Here is a 16,558-nt window from a genome sequence, read left to right on the forward strand (position 1 = left end):
ATTTCATCACGCAATAAACAATAACGATAGCCGGGCTCGAACCCGGCTTTTTTATAACAACACATTTCAATCGCAAGGAATATAACATGCTCGCTACTCTCACGCGGCTGTTCCCGTTATGGGCACTGCTGCTCTCTGTTGTTGCGTATTACACGCCCACCACCTTTACGCCTGTCGGGCCATTCGTGCCGTCGTTACTGATGCTGATCATGTTCGGTATGGGCGTTCACCTGAAGGTAGACGACTTTAAACGCGTACTCTCACGTCCTGCACCAGTCGCGGCGGGTATTTTCCTGCACTATCTGGTAATGCCGCTCGCCGCATGGATTTTAGCGCTGGCATTTAATATGCCGCCGGAATTGTCCGCAGGGATGGTGCTGGTCGGTAGCGTCGCCAGCGGAACAGCATCAAACGTAATGATCTATCTGGCAAAAGGCGATGTGGCGCTCTCTGTGACTATTTCATCGGTTTCAACGTTGGTCGGCGTTGTCGCCACACCGCTGCTGACACGGCTGTATGTCGACGCGCATATCCAGGTGGATGTGATGGGTATGCTGCTGAGTATCCTGCAGATCGTGGTCATTCCAATTGCGTTGGGGTTGGTCATTCACCACCTGTTCCCACGCGTCGTAAAAGTCGTGGAACCGTATCTGCCCGCATTTTCAATGGTGTGCATTCTGGCAATCATCAGCGCCGTCGTGGCGGGTTCTGCCTCGCACATTGCATCCGTCGGCTTTGTGGTGATTATCGCCGTAATCCTACATAACACCATTGGCCTGCTCAGCGGCTACTGGGGCGGAAAATTGTTTGGTTTCGACGAGTCAACCTGCCGTACGTTGGCAATTGAAGTGGGCATGCAGAATTCAGGACTTGCCGCTGCGCTGGGCAAGATCTACTTTGGCCCGCTTGCCGCCCTGCCTGGCGCGTTATTCTCCGTCTGGCACAACCTTTCCGGTTCGCTGTTGGCAGGCTACTGGTCCGGTAAGTCGATTGAAGAGAAACCACACTCAGTAAAACAACACTAATCTTCATAAATGGAGGAGGCATCCTCCATTTCTCCCTACCCGCATTTGAACCCCATCACAAAACAACAAACATCAACATAAAACAAAATAATTATTTAATTGTTATTTTTCAAAAAAATACACAAACAAACCTGTTTTTAATTCAAATTTAATCATTTTTCTAATGTTGATTTAGTTTGTTTTAATTGGGAATATGATTTCACTACAACACAGATAAACCCTTACCCTATCTTCGAGGCCGCTATGAAAAAAATTGCGATTATTGGAAGCAGTGGAGGCAACCTCTACAACCTGGGTGGTGCTGAACCAGAAAAGCTACTCCAGGAAATTTACCAGCAGTGCGAAGCCGCAGGATTGGAAGTTGCCGCTGTGCAGTTCATTGCGGCAGAAGCCTCAATGGACGTTGCCAAAGCTCACACGCCAGCGTCGGTATTTGCACTAACCACAGAAAACCAACAAAAACCACAAAGGATATTTCAGGGCAAACTTTCAGATGTGAACGACTCGGTAGTTGAGAGCGATTGCAGGATTGCTGAAATGATCCGTAACGGTGAGATCGACGGGATCATCGTGATGAGCGCCGATCCGGTGAAGGCCAACCAGGCGGTCTTTGCCGCAGCTGTTGAAATGAAAACACCGATTGTTGGCACCGGCGGAACCTCAATGGCGCTAGTGGCGGCAAAAGGGGCAAATGTCGTCGCAACCTCGGGCACGACGGGTACCACCAGCCGAACCCGCGCAGTCTCCTTCATCGCATCACTGTGTAAGCACTGGGGCGTTAAATACAAACCACAGTTGGGCAGTGCCTCTCCTTCACAGGGCGGTTCTGGAAAAAGTCTGCTTAAGCGCTTCAATATTCGCAGCATAATGATCCCTGCGCTGCCGGGCTTTATTGCTATGGCAATCGTGCTCGCACTCAGTCACATTCCAGGCCTGGAAAAACTCAACGATATCTTTGAAATTCTACTGAAGGGCCTACCGGTTTTAGTTGCGGTTCTCGCAGCAAAACAGATTTCGGAACTGGATGAAGTCTCAATTGTTGCCGGGGTGGTCGCCGGAGTACTTTCCGTCGAAGGCGGTCTGATTGGAGGGATCATCGGTGGTTTGATGGCCGGGATTTTCGTTCGTTGGCTGTTCGAATTATGCCTGAATTGGCGCTTTCCGATGACCACCGTCAACATTGTAGCGGGTGGGATCTCAGGCCTGGCCGCTGGGTTAATCATGCACTATCTGCTGAGTCCGCTGGCGCTGTCAGCAGGTAATTACATCAAACTGGCTATCGAAAGCACGCTGGCCTTCAGCCCTATTCTTGCCGGCCTGCTGGCTGGGTTGGTTATCTGGCCAGCTATTCTGGGGGGAGTCTATCACGCAGTCATTCTGCCGCTGGTGCTCCTGGAAATGGAAAAATCCGGAGTCAGCTTCCTCGGCGCTGTCGATATGGTAGGCCTGGTGATGGTTGCTGCAGGAATCAACCTGGCTAACGTCATCGCACCACGAGAAAAAAGCGAAGCAGCCGTCGCGACGCCCGGCCTGCTTATCAACCTCGGCTTTGGGACCTTCGTTGAATCGGCCTATCCGTTCATGTTTGCCAACAAAATTGTCTTTGGTTCAGCGATCGTTTGGGCCGGTCTGGGCGGCATGATGCTAGGTTTCTTTAACGTCAAAGGCGTAGCTTATGTCCCCGCATTTGCCTCTCCGTTCTTATCCAGCAATGCGCTGCAAATGGCGATTGTGATGGTTACCGTCATGGGCCTGACCTGTATTTCCACCATTATTGCCAACCGTTTTAAGGCTGTCGCACAGAAAGAATCTACCGCGTCAGCCCATTAATTAATGCACCAACACCAGAGGTACACCATGTTTAAAGGCGATATGAATAAAAAACGAGCTAAAGCGTTACAGAAAGTGAAAGATGCCATCACGCTGCACGGCGGGCAGACCATCCTCAGCACAGGGATAACCGGCGACGATGCGCGTCTGGCAAAAGCAGTATGTGAGGCGGGCGTTAAGCTGCTCGAACCGAACCATCCCGCACTGGCGCTGGCGCGTGGGCATAAGGGGGTGAATAACATGCACGCGGCAGAACAAATCCGCCACGAAATCACCAACAGCCAGATGGCCGAAGCAGTACATGGCGTACGTAATGTGGTTCCTGACGATATCTTCATTACCGTCGGTATCGCAGGTGGCTTTACCGAAACGTTACCGGTCCCGCTCACGGAAACAGAGATACTGGAGATTGCTCGTGCTGGTGCCGATGGCTTACACACTCATAAATCCGACTGGGACGATCTACAGGACATCGTTAATCTCGCCCATCAGTATGGCCTGACCGTTGATGCTTATATTGGTCACCCGGATGACCTGCATACCTTCGGTATTCCTGCGCGCACTCCAGAAGAGGTCGCCAGCGTAGCAAAACGGATGCAGGAGATTGGCGTCGACATGATTGGTTTAATGACCGGTATGAGCTACGAAGGCGTAGCCGCAGGTGATATTCCGCAAGCCATTAAAGATCGCCTGTGGGCGCTGGTCGGCGCGGTAAGCGTGCCGACGCTGGCGGAAGGCGGAATTAACCTCGCCAATGCCAAAGCGTTTAAGGATACCGGGGTCAATATTCTGGTCGTCGGTACGGCAATCGACAATATGGTCTGCAACGCCGCCAAAGAGGCTGTCACACCGTTTATTGCGCATTGATATTAAGGGAAAAAAAGCATGTTACTGGTCACCGATCTGGATGGAACACTACTGACTTCGCAAAAGACAATCAGTCCACGCACTCGTCAAGCACTCGTAGAATTCCACCAGCGCGGTGGCCTGTTGGCCGCCTGTTCCGCCAGACCGGTCTCCTCTATGATGCGCCTGCTACAGCAGCAGCAGGTTAATGCGCTGTTTGGCTGGTGCGCAGGCTTTAACGGAGGTCAGATCCTCGAGATGGCGCAGCAGCGCAATATTCATACTGCAGCGCTCTCTTGTATGAATCTTCGGGATATTGACCGACATATTGCACTTTCCCTCTGCCCTCATCACTTTTTTAGCGCCGATGCTATTTATCATCGTTGCGACCTACAGGTAGCGCCATGGACAACTTATGAAGCCCGTTTATTTGAATTACCACTTATTCCTGCAGCACCCGGTAATATTTTAAACCGACAAGATATTTATAAAATCACACTCGTTACTGAGCAGTTAAAAATAAATGCGCTGTGTACAGACGTGAATAATAAATTGCCTTATGGTTATACAGCGACTATCACAGGGGAGAATTACATTGATATCCAACGTAGCGAAATAAATAAAGGTTATGCTATTAGCATGTTAATGCACCAGCTAAATATAACAGCCGATAAAGTTGCGGCGATTGGCGACCAGCAAAACGATATCAGTATGTTTTCCGCCGCCGGCATTGGTATTGCAATGGGGAATGCGCCTGAGGTAGTAAAACGACAAGCCAGCTATGTGACGGCCTCTAATGATGATGAGGGTATTGTCTGTGCGCTGGAGTGGTTGCGTTGCTCTGCACATCCAGTTACCATGCGCCAAAGCACGACGTTGGCGGAAAATAATGAACCCGATTAAAAGAAGAAAACATATCCTCGATGAATTAAATAAATTCGGTGAAGTGACGGTTATCAAATTATCGGAAACGCTAAAAGTCACATCAGAGACCATTCGCCGCGATCTCTCCATCCTGGAGTCTGAAGGGCAAATTACCAAGATTCACGGCGGAGCCGTCAAAAAGCAGGTTGTTCAGGAAGATGAATTTGGCGCGCGGATTGATATACACCGCGAAGAAAAAATGGCAATTGGTAAACTTGCCGCCGGGATGGTCAGCGAGCACGACACTCTATTCATTGACTCCTGTACAACAAATCTTATTCTGGCCGAACAATTACCTCCTCTGGCCTACTCCGTTATTACTAACTCAGCCTTAATTGCCGATAAAATAAAAGAACATAATCTTAAAGCGCGCGTTTATGTATTAGGTGGTGAATATGACTACCATTTCCGTGCCAATCTCGGCGTCTCCGTTTGTCAGCAAATAAACACTATTCACGCAGATATCTGCTTCATCGGCGCGGGTGGTATTTCACCTCAACATGGTGTCCTGGTGAAAAGCTTCGATGAAGCCTATGTTGCCAAATCAATGATTGCTATGAGTAAAAAGTCGGTAATTCTTGCCGACCATACAAAATTTGGCCAGGACGGAGTGATGTGTATCGCCACATTAAAAGAGATCGATAACATCATCACAGACAAACGATTCAGAACAACGGGCTATACACAGCAGGACTTCGCCGGAAAATTACGTATTGCTGAATAATACAATACATGACGCTATCAGCAGGTTCTGGATTACCGTACACTGAGGATATCGGCTAACAGAGGGCACCCATATGGCACTCCCCCGCATTACCCAAAAAGAGATGACCGAGCGCGAACAGCGTGAACTGAAAACGCTGCTCGACCGCGCGCGCATTGCGCATGGTCGTCTGCTGACCAACGCAGAGACCAACAGCATCAAGAAAGAGTACATCGATAAACTGATGGCCTTGCGCGAAGCAGAAGCTAAAAAAGCCCGCCAGTTGAAGAAAAAGCAGGCCTATAAACCGGATGCTGAAGCATCGTTTTCCTGGTCAGCAAATACGCCGACGCGCGGCAGACGTTAACGTCCCTTCTTCTTACGTCCCGGCGAAGTAAAACGCTTACCGTTTGCCGCCGGGCGCGATTTCTCTTTCTCCGCTGATTTTTCGATTTTCACCACCGGACGCTTAATGCCTGCGGTTTTTGGCTTCGCTTTCGCCTTCGGTTTGGCTTCTGAGGACGAGTTCTCAATCAGCTTGAACAGATCGATCAGTTCGTCATCTGTCAGGTCGCGCCATTCACCAAGCGGCAGACCAGACAAACCAACGTTCATGATACGCGTACGCTCAAGCTTGGTAACTTCATAGCCAAAGTGTTCGCACATACGACGGATCTGACGGTTAAGCCCCTGAATCAGCGTAATACGAAACACAAACGGCGCTTCTTTCTTCACCTTACATTTTTTGGTGACGGTACCGAGAATGGGCACACCGGCCCCCATACCACGGATAAAGTCATCAGTGACCGGCTTATCGACCGTCACCAGATATTCTTTTTCGTGATCGTTACCGGCACGCAGGATTTTATTCACCAGGTCGCCGTGGTTGGTCAGAAAGATAAGTCCCTGAGAATCTTTGTCCAGACGACCAATTGGAAACACGCGCTTGCTGTGATTCACGAAATCAACAATGTTGTCGCGTTCGCTGTCTTCGGTGGTGCTGACAATCCCTACCGGCTTATTCAGCGCGATAAAAACCAGATCTTCCGCTTCACGCGGCTCAATCAACCGACCATTTACTTTTACGACGTCGCCAGGCATCACCTGATCGCCGATGGTGGCGCGTTTACCATTCAGGAAGACATTCCCTTGTTCGATAAAGCGATCCGCCTCGCGACGCGAGCAGATTCCGCTTTCACTGATGTATTTATTTAATCGGATAGATGAGTCGGGCAGCATAGTTTCTCCTTTGACAGCGAAATATACCCTACCTTGCGGACGATAAAAAATAATCGTGTTCGACTGTCCACGCGCTATTTGTGATCCGTCACACCTTTTGACACAAAAGTGTCAGCGATCCATCCCTGCAATTTTGTTGAGTGAAAACAAGCAGAATCAATACATTAGAGAGGCATGCACATCTGTGCCGACAACGCGCCATCACCACATCAAATGTGCAACACAATCGGTCATTTCAGGGCGCTGAAATAAGTGAAAATAGCTTTGAGATGGAGAACAGATGGGGTTATATCAGATCAAGAAGGCAATTTCGTGATTTGCACAAATGTGCAGGAGTCCAAAAATGGCGACGGAAAACAGCGATGATATCCGCCTGATCGTAAAAATAGCGCAGCTGTATTACGAACAGGATATGACACAAGCGCAAATCGCCCGCGAGCTGGGTATTTATCGCACCACGATCAGCCGGTTACTAAAACGTGGACGTGAGCAGGGTATCGTCACCATCGCCATTAATTACGACTACAACGAAAATCTGTGGCTGGAACAGCAGCTAAAACAGAAATTTGGCCTGAAAGAGGCGGTCGTAGTCTCCTGCGATAGCGAGCAGGAAGATGAACAACTTAATATGATGGGCGTACATGGCGCACAGTTGCTGGAACGCTTACTGGAACCTGGGGACATTATCGGGTTCTCATGGGGCCGCGCGGTACGGGGACTGGTGGAAGGATTATCTCCTGCCAGCCAGTCGCGCCAGCTGATCTGTGTGCCGATTATCGGCGGACCATCCGGCAAGCTTGAAAGCCGCTACCATGTCAATACGCTGACCTACGGCGCTGCGGCAAAGCTCAAAGGGGAATCACACCTGGCAGATTTCCCGGCACTGCTGGAAAACCCGCTGATCCGTAACGGGATCATGCAGTCACGACATTTTAAATCGATTTCTGCGTACTGGGATAATCTGGACATCGCGCTGGTCGGGATTGGATCTCCGGCGATACGTGATGGCGCCAACTGGCACGCCTTTTACGGCAGTGAAGAGAGTGATGACCTGCATGCCCGACAGGTCGCCGGAGACATTTGCTCGCGCTTTTACGATATCAACGGTGTAACCGTAGAGACCAATATGAGTGAAAAGACGCTCTCCATCGAAACCAATAAATTAAAACAGGCGCGTTACTCCATTGGCATTGCAATGGGTGAAGAAAAATACAGTGGGATATTAGGCGCATTACGTGGGAATTATATTAACTGTTTAGTCACCAACAGTCATACCGCTGAATTATTGTTGAAGTAAATAAATTCTAATTGGTCCTGCCATAATTAATTTTATGTGGGATCCCCTTATCTGAATCGGGAGTTTATTATGCAAACGTGGTTAAACTTGCAGGGCAAAGTCATTATTGTTACCGGTGGCGCATCCGGAATTGGTCTGGCGATTGTCGAAGAGTTATTAGCGCAAGGCGCTAATGTACAAATGGCAGATATTCATGGCGGAGAAGGTAAATACGATAGCCATGACAGGTATCATTTCTGGCCAACGGATATTTCCAGTGCCAAAGAGGTTAATCATACTGTCGCTGAAATTATCCAACGCTACGGACGTATTGATGGGCTGGTAAATAATGCTGGCGTTAATTTTCCGCGTCTGCTGGTCGATGAAAAAGCACCCGCCGGGCAATACGAACTCAACGAAGCTGCTTTCGAAAAAATGGTTAATATCAACCAGAAAGGTGTGTTCTTAATGTCGCAGGCAGCGGCACGCCAAATGGTAAAACAGCGTAACGGCGTGATTGTGAATGTCTCTTCCGAAAGCGGACTGGAAGGTTCTGAAGGTCAAAGCTGTTACGCCGCGACCAAAGCCGCATTGAATAGTTTTACCCGTTCCTGGTCGAAAGAGTTGGGCAAACACGGCATCCGCGTGGTTGGTATTGCACCTGGCATTCTGGAAAAAACCGGACTGCGGACCCCCGAGTATGAAGAAGCGCTGGCCTGGACCCGCAACATCACCGTCGAACAGCTGCGCGAGGGCTACACCAAGAACGCGATCCCGATTGGTCGATCAGGGCGCTTAAGCGAAGTCGCTGATTTTGTTTGTTATCTTTTATCTGAGCGCGCCAGTTACATCACCGGAGTAACCACTAACATTGCGGGCGGAAAAACGCGCGGCTAAGGAGGTTTTATGGTCAATGCAATCTTCTGTGCTCACGGCAAACTGGCCTGCGCCATGCTGGAATCGGTACAGATGGTCTACGGTGATGCCAACGTTGAAGCCGTGGCATTTGTTCCCGGAGAGAACGCCAGCGACATTATGGAAAAGCTAAAAAAGTTAGTAAGTATTCACACTGGCGATGAATGGCTGATTGCCGTCGATTTACAGTGTGGCAGTCCCTGGAATGCTGCCGCGACGCTGGCGATGCACAATCCGGCGATACGGGTCATTAGCGGGTTATCACTGCCGTTGGCGCTGGAGCTGGTAGACAACCAAAGCAGTATGAATGTAGATGAACTGTGCGAACACCTGAAGACCATTGCTCAACAAACCTGTGTCGTCTGGAAGCATCTGGAAACGGCCGAAGAGGATTTCTGATGAACATTACCCTTGCTCGTATTGATGACCGCCTGATCCACGGTCAGGTCACCACCGTCTGGTCGAAGGTGGCGAATGCCCAACGGATTATTATCTGTAATGACGACGTTTATAACGATGAAGTACGTCGCACATTATTACGTCAGGCTGCCCCACCGGGAATGAAAGTGAACGTCGTTAATATCGAAAAGGCGGTCGCGGTTTACCATAATCCGCAATACCAGAACGAAACCGTTTTTTATCTATTTACCCGCCCACAGGATGCATTAGCAATGGTAAAACAAGGCGTGAAAATCGCCACGTTAAATATTGGTGGCATGGCCTGGCGGCCTGGTAAAAAACAATTAACCAAAGCCGTTTCTTTAGACAGCGACGACATTAATGCGTTTCGTGAGTTAGATAAACTGGGTGTTACGCTGGATTTACGCGTTGTCGCATCCGATCCATCTATTAATATTCTCGAAAAAATAGAAGAATAATCGTTCGCTGAATAAATAAAAATGCCTGTGTACTTATGCTTTAACAGGCAGGGATGTTCACATTCACAAGGTGACATATTATGGAAATAAGTACCCTACAAATTATCGCCATATTCCTATTTTCCTGTATTGCCGGAATGGGCAGCGTGCTGGATGAGTTCCAGACCCACCGTCCGCTAATTGCTTGTACCGTTATCGGCCTAATCCTTGGTGATTTAAAAACCGGGATTATGCTCGGCGGCACGCTGGAGTTAATCGCTCTTGGCTGGATGAACGTCGGCGCAGCGCAGTCTCCCGATTCGGCGCTCGCCAGTATTATCTCCGCCATTCTGGTTATCGTCGGTCAGCAAAGCATTGCTACCGGTATCGCCATCGCCCTGCCCGTCGCGGCGGCAGGTCAGGTGCTGACGGTATTCGCCCGTACCATCACCGTGGTGTTCCAGCACGCGGCGGATAAAGCAGCCGAAGACGCCCGCTTTCGCACCATCGACATGCTGCACGTTTCCGCTCTCGGCGTACAGGCGCTGCGCGTTGCCATCCCTGCATTAATCGTCTCGCTGTTTGTCAGCGCCGATATGGTCAGCAATATGCTCAACGCCATTCCGGAATTCGTCACCCGCGGATTGCAGATTGCCGGTGGCTTTATCGTGGTGGTCGGCTACGCCATGGTGCTGCGCATGATGGGCGTGAAGTACCTGATGCCCTTCTTCTTCCTCGGGTTTATCGCTGGGGGTTATCTCGATTTGAGCCTGCTGGCTTTCGGTGGGGTTGGCGTGATTATCGCGCTGGTCTACATCCAGTTGAACCCACAGTGGCGTAAAGCCGAACCGCAGGCGCAACCCGCCTCTTCTCAAGCTCTCGATCAGCTTGATGACTAATGGAGCCAGCCATGGAACAGAAAAAACTGACCAAATCTGACCTGTTTAGCATGTTTGTTCGCTCCAACCTGCAACAGGCGTCATTCAACTTTGAACGCATTCATGGACTGGGCTTTTGCTACGACATGATCCCTGCCATCAAGCGCCTGTATCCGCTGAAAGAGGACCAGGTTGCAGCACTCAAACGCCACCTGGTGTTTTTCAACACCACGCCTGCCGTGTGCGGCCCGGTGATTGGCGTGACCGCCGCGATGGAAGAAGCTCGCGCTAATGGTGCGGAAATTGACGACGGGGCCATCAACGGCATCAAAGTTGGGCTGATGGGCCCGCTGGCCGGTGTTGGCGACCCGTTGGTCTGGGGAACATTGCGCCCGATTACCGCCGCGCTCGGCGCATCGCTGGCGCTGTCCGGAAACATTCTCGGCCCACTATTGTTCTTCTTTATTTTCAATGCAGTACGTCTTGCCATGAAGTGGTACGGCTTACAGCTTGGCTTTCGTAAAGGGGTCAATATCGTCAGCGACATGGGCGGCAACCTGCTGCAGAAACTGACCGAAGGCGCATCGATTCTCGGCCTGTTTGTCATGGGGGTGTTGGTCACCAAATGGACCAGCATCAACGTGCCGCTGGTGGTATCGCAAACGCCTGGCGCAGACGGCACCACCGTCACCATGACCGTGCAGAACATTCTCGACCAACTCTGCCCCGGCCTGCTGGCGCTGGGTCTGACGCTGCTGATGGTGCGTCTGCTCAACAGGAAAATTAATCCGGTATGGCTGATCTTCGCCCTGTTTGCGCTGGGAATTATCGGTAACGCGCTGGGCTTCCTGTCCTGATTTTTTCGCCCCGGCGATGCCGGGGCAACTTCAACAAATAGTCCTCGAAAGAGGAAGAGGTGGTAACAATGCAAACAACAACAGCTTTACGTCTTTATGGTAAACGCGATCTGCGCCTGGAAACCTTCGATCTTCCTGAAATGCAGGACGATGAAATTCTGGCCTCAGTCGTAACCGACAGCCTGTGCCTTTCTTCCTGGAAAGAGGCTAACCAGGGCGAGAACCACAAAAAGGTGCCGGACGATGTGGCTACCAACCCGATCATCATCGGTCACGAGTTTTGCGGCGATATTATTGCCGTAGGCAAAAAATGGCAGCATAAGTTTCAGCCCGGCCAGCGCTATGTCATTCAGGCTAACCTGCAACTGCCGGATCGCCCGGACTGCCCCGGCTACTCCTTCCCGTGGGTAGGCGGTGAAGCCACTCACGTTATCATTCCTGATGAAGTCATGGAGCAGGACTGCCTGTTAGCCTACGAAGGTGAAACCTATTTTGAAGGCTCGTTGGTTGAGCCGCTGTCCTGCGTGATTGGCGCATTCAACGCCAACTATCACCTACAGGAAGGCACTTATAACCATAAGATGGGCATTCGTCCGCAGGGGCGTACACTGATACTCGGCGGCACCGGGCCGATGGGACTACTGGCGATCGACTACGCGCTGCATGGACCGGTTAACCCGGCGCTGCTGGTGGTGACCGACACCAATAACGACAAGTTGAACTACGCCCGCAAGCACTATCCATCAGAACCACAAACGTTGATCCATTATCTCCACGCCCAGGATGCGGGTTATGACACCTTGATGGCGCTGAGCGGCGGACACGGGTTTGATGACATCTTTGTTTTTGTGCCCAACGAACAGCTGGTTACGCTGGCCTCTTCTTTGCTGGCTGCTGATGGTTGCATGAACTTCTTTGCCGGTCCGCAGGATAAGCAGTTTAGCGCGCCGATTAACTTCTACGACGTGCACTATGCCTTCACCCATTATGTTGGGACATCTGGCGGCAATACCGACGACATGCGCACGGCGGTAAAACTGATCGAAGAGAAGAAAGTTCAGGCGGCAAAAGTGGTGACACACATTCTGGGATTGAATGCGGCAGGTGAAACAACGCTGGAACTGCCGCAAGTCGGTGGGGGTAAAAAACTGGTTTACACCGGAAAAGCATTGCCGTTAACTGCGCTCACCCAGATTGACGATCCGGCCTTGCGCGATATCCTGGAGCGTCATCAGGGGATCTGGTCGCAGGAAGCCGAACAGTACATATTGTCTCACGCCGAGGAAATTTAACATGATTAACCGCGACACCCAGTTGTGCATGTCGCTTGCCGGTCGCCCCGGCAACTTTGGCACACGCTTTCATAACTATCTATATGAAAAGTTAGGGTTAAATTTTATCTACAAAGCCTTTACTACGCAGGATATTGAGGCCGCAGTGAAAGGCGTTCGCGCACTCGGGATTCGCGGCTGTGCGGTCTCTATGCCGTTTAAAGAGAGTTGCATGCCGTTTCTGGATGCCATCGATCCTTCCGCAAAAGTCATTGATTCCGTTAACACCATTGTCAATGACAACGGTACGCTGACAGGATTTAACACCGACTACATTGCGGTAAAAAGCCTGATTACCAGCCACCAGCTTGATAACCACGCACGCGTCATGATCCGCGGCAGCGGTGGAATGGGTAAAGCGGTCATTGCTGCATTTCGCGATGCCGGTTTTCGCGATGTGATCGTCGCCGCCCGTAACCGGGAGAGCGGTCCGCCGCTGGCAAAACAGTACGGTTTCCAGTGGCAACCGCAGCCGGAAGGGATTACCTGCGATATTCTGGTCAACGTGACGCCAGTCGGCATGGCTGGCGGTAAAGAGAGCGATGAACTGGCCTACAGCGAAGCAATGGTCGCTGCCGCCAGCGTGGTGTTTGACGTCGTCGCCCTGCCGCCGGAAACACCGGTGATCAAACTGGCACAGCAATTAGGTAAAAAGACCATCAGCGGTGCAGAGGTGATTGCCTTACAGGCCGTAGAGCAGTTCGCCATGTACACCGGCGTACGCCCGGATGACGCGCTAATCGCCGAAGCGGCAGAATTTGCACGGGCGGGGTAAGAGAGCAGGAACAGAGCGCCAGGGGTGGGCGCTCTGTCTATTTTAGGTACTATGCAACAGCGAACAGTTGCTGGTCAGCTTTCGCTTCTAACTGCACCAGTGCGGGAATCAACTGGCTGATGTTGACCAGACTGTGTCCTAACTGGCATATGCTCTCATACGCAAAATGTTCCTGACCTTCACCCACCATGGTCAGCAGGCTTTCGCCCATAAAATTCAGCGTCTGGATCCGGAACTGCGCAAAGCGATGGAAGAAGCCACAGCGGCAGGATGGTGATGAATCGTTGGCAGCCTGGAACAAGCGCATGGTTAAAAAAGAACTGAAACAGAAGGGGATTGCAGTCTAGTGGTCGGCATTTTGTATCGTTTTCTGAAAGTCTGCTTAGAACGAGGAGCAGACATTAATAATGATGACATAATAGGACTTGTTACAAGTGTATTTTGAAAATATTAATCATTGCACATCGCTGTTTTTGCGTACTCTTTTAGTTCCTCTTTCGCTTTGTCAAAAACCATTTTGGCCTGGATATCATCACTGTGCACTTTCATGTATTCTTCAAGATATTTAACTTTGAGATGTACAAGACTAATTCGTAATTGTTTTAGCAAATTTGGCAACCCAATATTATGCAACTCCCAGTTTTTATTATAAAATGGATTTTTAAAATAAGGTATATCATTAAATATTTCTACATTTACATCCTTTAGACACAGCAAAGACTCAAAATCAGACATTAGAGACTCATCACTTTTATGAAGTAACTCAAGAATATTTTCTATATTACTCACAAATTCATTAGCATTTTTTGAAATTTCAAAGAAATCATCATTTCCTTCTATCTTCATTGCTAATCCACTATCGATAAAAACATGGTCAACTTTATTTAGACGTTCAATATCCAACCAATACTGTTCCATTTCACAAGAAATTTTATATAACTCAGTTTCATCAATTTTAAAATCAGACTTAAGAAATTGTTGCTCATGATCTCTCTTTATTTGAGAAAGCCGTTCAACTGGGTATTTATTAACATCATCTGTTTTAATGTGATGTGGGTAACAAAAAATCACTAAATTTTCATAGCTTCTTCTTTGCTCATCACTCATATTCGGGTTATATCGCTCACCACCTGTCAATGCAGCTTCAATATGACAAACTTGTGCTATAAATTGATTATCTTCATCTATCAGTATGTGAGTACATCCAGGAAAAGCACATTGGTTTCCTGATCTAGCAAAAAGCGCCCTCAATACATCAGTTTTTGGTGTTAATCGTGCCATATTTTACCTAATGAAAGTTTCCTAAAGTTGTTCATACCTATCAACTACAGATACTAATTAATCTATGACAATCCATTAAATAATGAAACTGAAATAGATATGTCTTTAAGAATAGGAGTTGATCACATACCGTACCTTTTCTTTACTGTTGTTTACAGAATATTGTAACTCTTCATCAGTAATGGAGCAGCCTACATTTTTACGAAGGTAGGAAAACATCTTATCTACGTCCCCTCCTGGCACAAAGCCGCCCCTATCATCGATTCTCGTATCAACCGCAGCATCCTGAAAAACTACGTATTATTGCGAGACACTTTCCTGTTTCCTCCAGCAAGCATTTCCCCTTACTCCCCATTTTTTTACTCTCTAGTCTCAACTTGTCAATTCATAATGTAGTTTATAAAATACATGGAACGTCATCATGGAAATTCTTCAGACAATGGTTTTCCGGCGTTGGGAGCAAAACCTACGGGACAGGAGAGCTAAAACGCTCATTGCCACACGCCTTTTTCGTCTGGCTAATGGTTTAGCTGGTGATGTTAAACCTGTTGGGGAAGGCGTCAGCGAAATGCGCATTTCTTACGGTCCTGGCTACAGGATTTACTTTAAACAGCAAGGTTGCCGCATCATCATTTTGTTATGTGGGGGCGATAAAAGCTCACAAGCCAACGATATTACTCTTGCAAAAATGCTCGCCCGTACACTGGATTCACAGGAGATCTTCTGCCATGAATAAACTTACTCACTACGATCCCGCGACTGCGCTGGTTGATGATGAAGAAATTGCCGTGTTTATGGCCGATGCCCTCGAAACAGGCGATGCAGCATACATTGCAAAAGCACTGGGCGTGGTAGCTCGCGCTAAGGGAATGGCGAACATTGCGGCAGAAACGGGATTATCCCGCGAGCAGCTTTATCGCTCTTTTAGTGAGAAAGGTAACCCGACGCTGAAAACCACCCTTGCAGTGATGAAGGTACTCGGCATTGAATTGACACTTAAAAAATAGCCTCAGCTTCTATCTCCCCCTTCCAACATCGTGAGCCATATCAGTAAGGCGTTAACCTGATAGTGGTAGCATTAGCGCGGTTTGTAATTTTCTGATTACATGGAGAAATGATGGAACTGCTTTTATTGAGTAACTCGACGCTGCCGGGCAAAGGCTGGATGGAACATGCGCTGCCGCTGATTGCTGAACAACTGAATGGTCGCCGTACGGCGGTGTTTATTCCGTTCGCTGGCGTGACGCAAACCTGGGATGAGTACACAGCGAAAACGGCAGCCATCTTTGCGCCAATGGGTGTCAACGTTACGGGTATTCATACCGTTGCCGATCCGATTGCCGCTATTGAAAACGCAGAGCTGGTGATTGTCGGCGGGGGTAATACCTTCCAGTTACTGAAAGAAAGCCGCGAACGCGGACTGCTGGCGCCGATTGTGGATGTCGTCAAACGCGGTGCGCTGTACATCGGCTGGAGCGCAGGTTCCAACCTTGCCTGCCAGACCATCCGCACTACCAACGACATGCCGATTGTCGATCCAAAAGGTTTTGATGCGCTGGGTCTGTTCCCGCTGCAGATTAACCCACACTTCACCAACGCGCTGCCGGAAGGCCATAAAGGCGAAACGCGTGAACAGCGTATCCGCGAGCTGCTGGTTGTGGCACCGGAGCTGACGGTGATTGGCCTGCCGGAAGGGAACTGGATTAAGGTAAGTAACGGTCAATCCGTGCTCGGCGGCCCGAACACCACGTATATCTTTAAAGCGGGTGAAGAAGCGGTTGCCGTTGAAGCAGGCCACTGCTTTTAGTTGATTTGTTGTCT

20 protein-coding genes are annotated in these 16,558 nt (G+C 49.5%); 17 read left to right on the top strand and 3 right to left on the bottom strand.

Features of this window, described 5'->3' with window-relative positions; all coding sequences use genetic code 11:
* Positions 1 to 86 precede the first annotated feature (86 nt).
* From panS to JQN59_RS22420, 6 genes are all read left to right on the top strand, one after another.
* Positions 87 to 1,025: a ketopantoate/pantoate/pantothenate transporter PanS gene (panS, locus tag JQN59_RS22395; protein ID WP_032942083.1), complete on the top strand. Its 939-nt coding sequence runs from the start codon at positions 87 to 89 to the stop codon at positions 1,023 to 1,025.
* Positions 1,026 to 1,268: 243 nt separating this feature from the next.
* Complete coding sequence (locus tag JQN59_RS22400; RefSeq protein ID WP_170974254.1) at positions 1,269 to 2,855, top strand: PTS sugar transporter; 1,587 nt, start codon at positions 1,269 to 1,271, stop codon at positions 2,853 to 2,855.
* 27 nt (positions 2,856 to 2,882) lie between these two features.
* Positions 2,883 to 3,722, top strand: a complete 840-nt coding sequence (locus JQN59_RS22405; protein ID WP_149607443.1) for a histidine biosynthesis protein — start codon at positions 2,883 to 2,885, stop codon at positions 3,720 to 3,722.
* Between the two features lie 18 nt (positions 3,723 to 3,740).
* Complete coding sequence (locus JQN59_RS22410) at positions 3,741 to 4,604, top strand: Cof-type HAD-IIB family hydrolase (protein WP_103015252.1); 864 nt, start codon at positions 3,741 to 3,743, stop codon at positions 4,602 to 4,604.
* A complete protein-coding gene (locus tag JQN59_RS22415; RefSeq protein ID WP_032942078.1) occupies positions 4,591 to 5,349 on the top strand; it encodes a DeoR/GlpR family DNA-binding transcription regulator in 759 nt (252 codons plus the stop codon). The genes JQN59_RS22410 and JQN59_RS22415 overlap by 14 nt, the downstream gene beginning before the upstream one ends.
* Before the next feature lie 73 nt (positions 5,350 to 5,422).
* Positions 5,423 to 5,695 carry a DUF3811 domain-containing protein gene (locus tag JQN59_RS22420; protein ID WP_003826541.1) on the top strand — a complete coding sequence of 91 codons (273 nt, stop codon included), beginning with the start codon at positions 5,423 to 5,425 and terminating at the stop codon, positions 5,693 to 5,695.
* Here the strand turns inward: JQN59_RS22420 and rluF are convergent.
* Positions 5,692 to 6,567 carry a 23S rRNA pseudouridine(2604) synthase RluF gene (rluF, locus tag JQN59_RS22425; RefSeq protein ID WP_008786901.1) on the bottom strand — a complete coding sequence of 292 codons (876 nt, stop codon included), beginning with the start codon at positions 6,565 to 6,567 and terminating at the stop codon, positions 5,692 to 5,694. The genes JQN59_RS22420 and rluF overlap by 4 nt on opposite strands.
* Positions 6,568 to 6,910: 343 nt before the next feature.
* Here rluF and JQN59_RS22430 point away from each other — a divergent pair, with 343 nt between their 5' ends.
* The 8 genes from JQN59_RS22430 to JQN59_RS22465 all read left to right on the top strand — a co-directional run bounded on the left by JQN59_RS22430 (position 6,911) and on the right by JQN59_RS22465 (position 13,456).
* Complete coding sequence (locus JQN59_RS22430) at positions 6,911 to 7,864, top strand: sugar-binding transcriptional regulator (protein ID WP_032942077.1); 954 nt, start codon at positions 6,911 to 6,913, stop codon at positions 7,862 to 7,864.
* 69 nt (positions 7,865 to 7,933) lie between these two features.
* Complete coding sequence (locus JQN59_RS22435; protein WP_149607444.1) at positions 7,934 to 8,740, top strand: SDR family oxidoreductase; 807 nt, start codon at positions 7,934 to 7,936, stop codon at positions 8,738 to 8,740.
* A 9-nt stretch (positions 8,741 to 8,749) separates the two neighbouring features.
* Complete coding sequence (locus JQN59_RS22440) at positions 8,750 to 9,157, top strand: mannose/fructose/sorbose PTS transporter subunit IIA (protein ID WP_149607445.1); 408 nt, start codon at positions 8,750 to 8,752, stop codon at positions 9,155 to 9,157.
* On the top strand, positions 9,157 to 9,636 hold the full coding sequence (locus JQN59_RS22445; protein WP_149607446.1) for a mannose/fructose/sorbose PTS transporter subunit IIB: 480 nt from the start codon (positions 9,157 to 9,159) through the stop codon (positions 9,634 to 9,636). Before JQN59_RS22440 ends, JQN59_RS22445 begins: the two co-directional genes overlap by 1 nt.
* An 80-nt stretch (positions 9,637 to 9,716) precedes the next feature.
* Positions 9,717 to 10,514: a PTS mannose/fructose/sorbose transporter subunit IIC gene (locus JQN59_RS22450; protein ID WP_003826527.1), complete on the top strand. Its 798-nt coding sequence runs from the start codon at positions 9,717 to 9,719 to the stop codon at positions 10,512 to 10,514.
* 11 nt (positions 10,515 to 10,525) lie between these two features.
* On the top strand, positions 10,526 to 11,350 hold the full coding sequence (locus JQN59_RS22455) for a PTS system mannose/fructose/sorbose family transporter subunit IID (RefSeq protein WP_048215145.1): 825 nt from the start codon (positions 10,526 to 10,528) through the stop codon (positions 11,348 to 11,350).
* 68 nt (positions 11,351 to 11,418) lie between these two features.
* The gene (gene sorE / locus JQN59_RS22460) at positions 11,419 to 12,642 is read left to right on the top strand and encodes an L-sorbose 1-phosphate reductase (RefSeq protein ID WP_048215146.1); all 1,224 of its coding nucleotides are present in this window, start codon (positions 11,419 to 11,421) and stop codon (positions 12,640 to 12,642) included.
* Position 12,643: 1 nt separating this feature from the next.
* Positions 12,644 to 13,456 carry a shikimate 5-dehydrogenase gene (locus JQN59_RS22465; RefSeq protein WP_149607447.1) on the top strand — a complete coding sequence of 271 codons (813 nt, stop codon included), beginning with the start codon at positions 12,644 to 12,646 and terminating at the stop codon, positions 13,454 to 13,456.
* A gap of 49 nt (positions 13,457 to 13,505) precedes the next feature.
* Here the strand turns inward: JQN59_RS22465 and JQN59_RS22470 are convergent, their stop codons facing one another.
* The gene (locus tag JQN59_RS22470; protein ID WP_188110091.1) at positions 13,506 to 13,763 is read right to left on the bottom strand and encodes a hypothetical protein; all 258 of its coding nucleotides are present in this window, start codon (positions 13,761 to 13,763) and stop codon (positions 13,506 to 13,508) included.
* A 143-nt stretch (positions 13,764 to 13,906) separates the two neighbouring features.
* Positions 13,907 to 14,737, bottom strand: coding sequence for a hypothetical protein (locus JQN59_RS22475; protein ID WP_149607448.1), 831 nt, complete (start codon positions 14,735 to 14,737; stop codon positions 13,907 to 13,909).
* A 418-nt stretch (positions 14,738 to 15,155) separates the two neighbouring features.
* Here JQN59_RS22475 and JQN59_RS22480 point away from each other — a divergent pair, with 418 nt between their 5' ends.
* The 3 genes from JQN59_RS22480 (at position 15,156) to pepE (ending at position 16,544) form a co-directional block, all read left to right on the top strand.
* Positions 15,156 to 15,473, top strand: a complete 318-nt coding sequence (locus tag JQN59_RS22480; protein ID WP_032942059.1) for a type II toxin-antitoxin system RelE/ParE family toxin — start codon at positions 15,156 to 15,158, stop codon at positions 15,471 to 15,473.
* Entirely contained in the window at positions 15,466 to 15,744 is a 279-nt protein-coding gene (locus tag JQN59_RS22485) for an addiction module antidote protein (protein WP_032942057.1), read from the top strand. The genes JQN59_RS22480 and JQN59_RS22485 overlap by 8 nt, the downstream gene beginning before the upstream one ends.
* A 110-nt stretch (positions 15,745 to 15,854) precedes the next feature.
* Positions 15,855 to 16,544, top strand: coding sequence for a dipeptidase PepE (pepE, locus tag JQN59_RS22490; protein WP_032942056.1), 690 nt, complete (start codon positions 15,855 to 15,857; stop codon positions 16,542 to 16,544).
* The last annotated feature ends 14 nt before the right edge of the window (positions 16,545 to 16,558 follow it).

The organism is Citrobacter sp. B72 (genome assembly GCF_016894305.1).
Taxonomy (GTDB): domain Bacteria; phylum Pseudomonadota; class Gammaproteobacteria; order Enterobacterales; family Enterobacteriaceae; genus Citrobacter; species Citrobacter portucalensis.

Excerpts from the sequence above, each read along its gene's own strand:
- JQN59_RS22470 (WP_188110091.1), bottom strand. The coding sequence starts at position 13,763 with ATGCGCTTGTTCCAGGCTGCCAACGATTCATCACCATCCTGCCGCTGT.
- JQN59_RS22435 (WP_149607444.1), top strand. The coding sequence starts at position 7,934 with ATGCAAACGTGGTTAAACTTGCAGGGCAAAGTCATTATTGTTACCGGT.
- JQN59_RS22415 (WP_032942078.1), top strand. The coding sequence starts at position 4,591 with ATGAACCCGATTAAAAGAAGAAAACATATCCTCGATGAATTAAATAAA.
- JQN59_RS22445 (WP_149607446.1), top strand. The coding sequence starts at position 9,157 with ATGAACATTACCCTTGCTCGTATTGATGACCGCCTGATCCACGGTCAG.
- JQN59_RS22455 (WP_048215145.1), top strand. The coding sequence starts at position 10,526 with ATGGAACAGAAAAAACTGACCAAATCTGACCTGTTTAGCATGTTTGTT.
- pepE (WP_032942056.1), top strand. The coding sequence starts at position 15,855 with ATGGAACTGCTTTTATTGAGTAACTCGACGCTGCCGGGCAAAGGCTGG.
- JQN59_RS22410 (WP_103015252.1), top strand. The coding sequence starts at position 3,741 with ATGTTACTGGTCACCGATCTGGATGGAACACTACTGACTTCGCAAAAG.
- JQN59_RS22420 (WP_003826541.1), top strand. The coding sequence starts at position 5,423 with ATGGCACTCCCCCGCATTACCCAAAAAGAGATGACCGAGCGCGAACAG.
- JQN59_RS22440 (WP_149607445.1), top strand. The coding sequence starts at position 8,750 with ATGGTCAATGCAATCTTCTGTGCTCACGGCAAACTGGCCTGCGCCATG.
- JQN59_RS22450 (WP_003826527.1), top strand. The coding sequence starts at position 9,717 with ATGGAAATAAGTACCCTACAAATTATCGCCATATTCCTATTTTCCTGT.
- JQN59_RS22465 (WP_149607447.1), top strand. The coding sequence starts at position 12,644 with ATGATTAACCGCGACACCCAGTTGTGCATGTCGCTTGCCGGTCGCCCC.
- rluF (WP_008786901.1), bottom strand. The coding sequence starts at position 6,567 with ATGCTGCCCGACTCATCTATCCGATTAAATAAATACATCAGTGAAAGC.
- sorE (WP_048215146.1), top strand. The coding sequence starts at position 11,419 with ATGCAAACAACAACAGCTTTACGTCTTTATGGTAAACGCGATCTGCGC.
- panS (WP_032942083.1), top strand. The coding sequence starts at position 87 with ATGCTCGCTACTCTCACGCGGCTGTTCCCGTTATGGGCACTGCTGCTC.
- JQN59_RS22430 (WP_032942077.1), top strand. The coding sequence starts at position 6,911 with ATGGCGACGGAAAACAGCGATGATATCCGCCTGATCGTAAAAATAGCG.
- JQN59_RS22485 (WP_032942057.1), top strand. The coding sequence starts at position 15,466 with ATGAATAAACTTACTCACTACGATCCCGCGACTGCGCTGGTTGATGAT.
- JQN59_RS22400 (WP_170974254.1), top strand. The coding sequence starts at position 1,269 with ATGAAAAAAATTGCGATTATTGGAAGCAGTGGAGGCAACCTCTACAAC.
- JQN59_RS22405 (WP_149607443.1), top strand. The coding sequence starts at position 2,883 with ATGTTTAAAGGCGATATGAATAAAAAACGAGCTAAAGCGTTACAGAAA.
- JQN59_RS22475 (WP_149607448.1), bottom strand. The coding sequence starts at position 14,737 with ATGGCACGATTAACACCAAAAACTGATGTATTGAGGGCGCTTTTTGCT.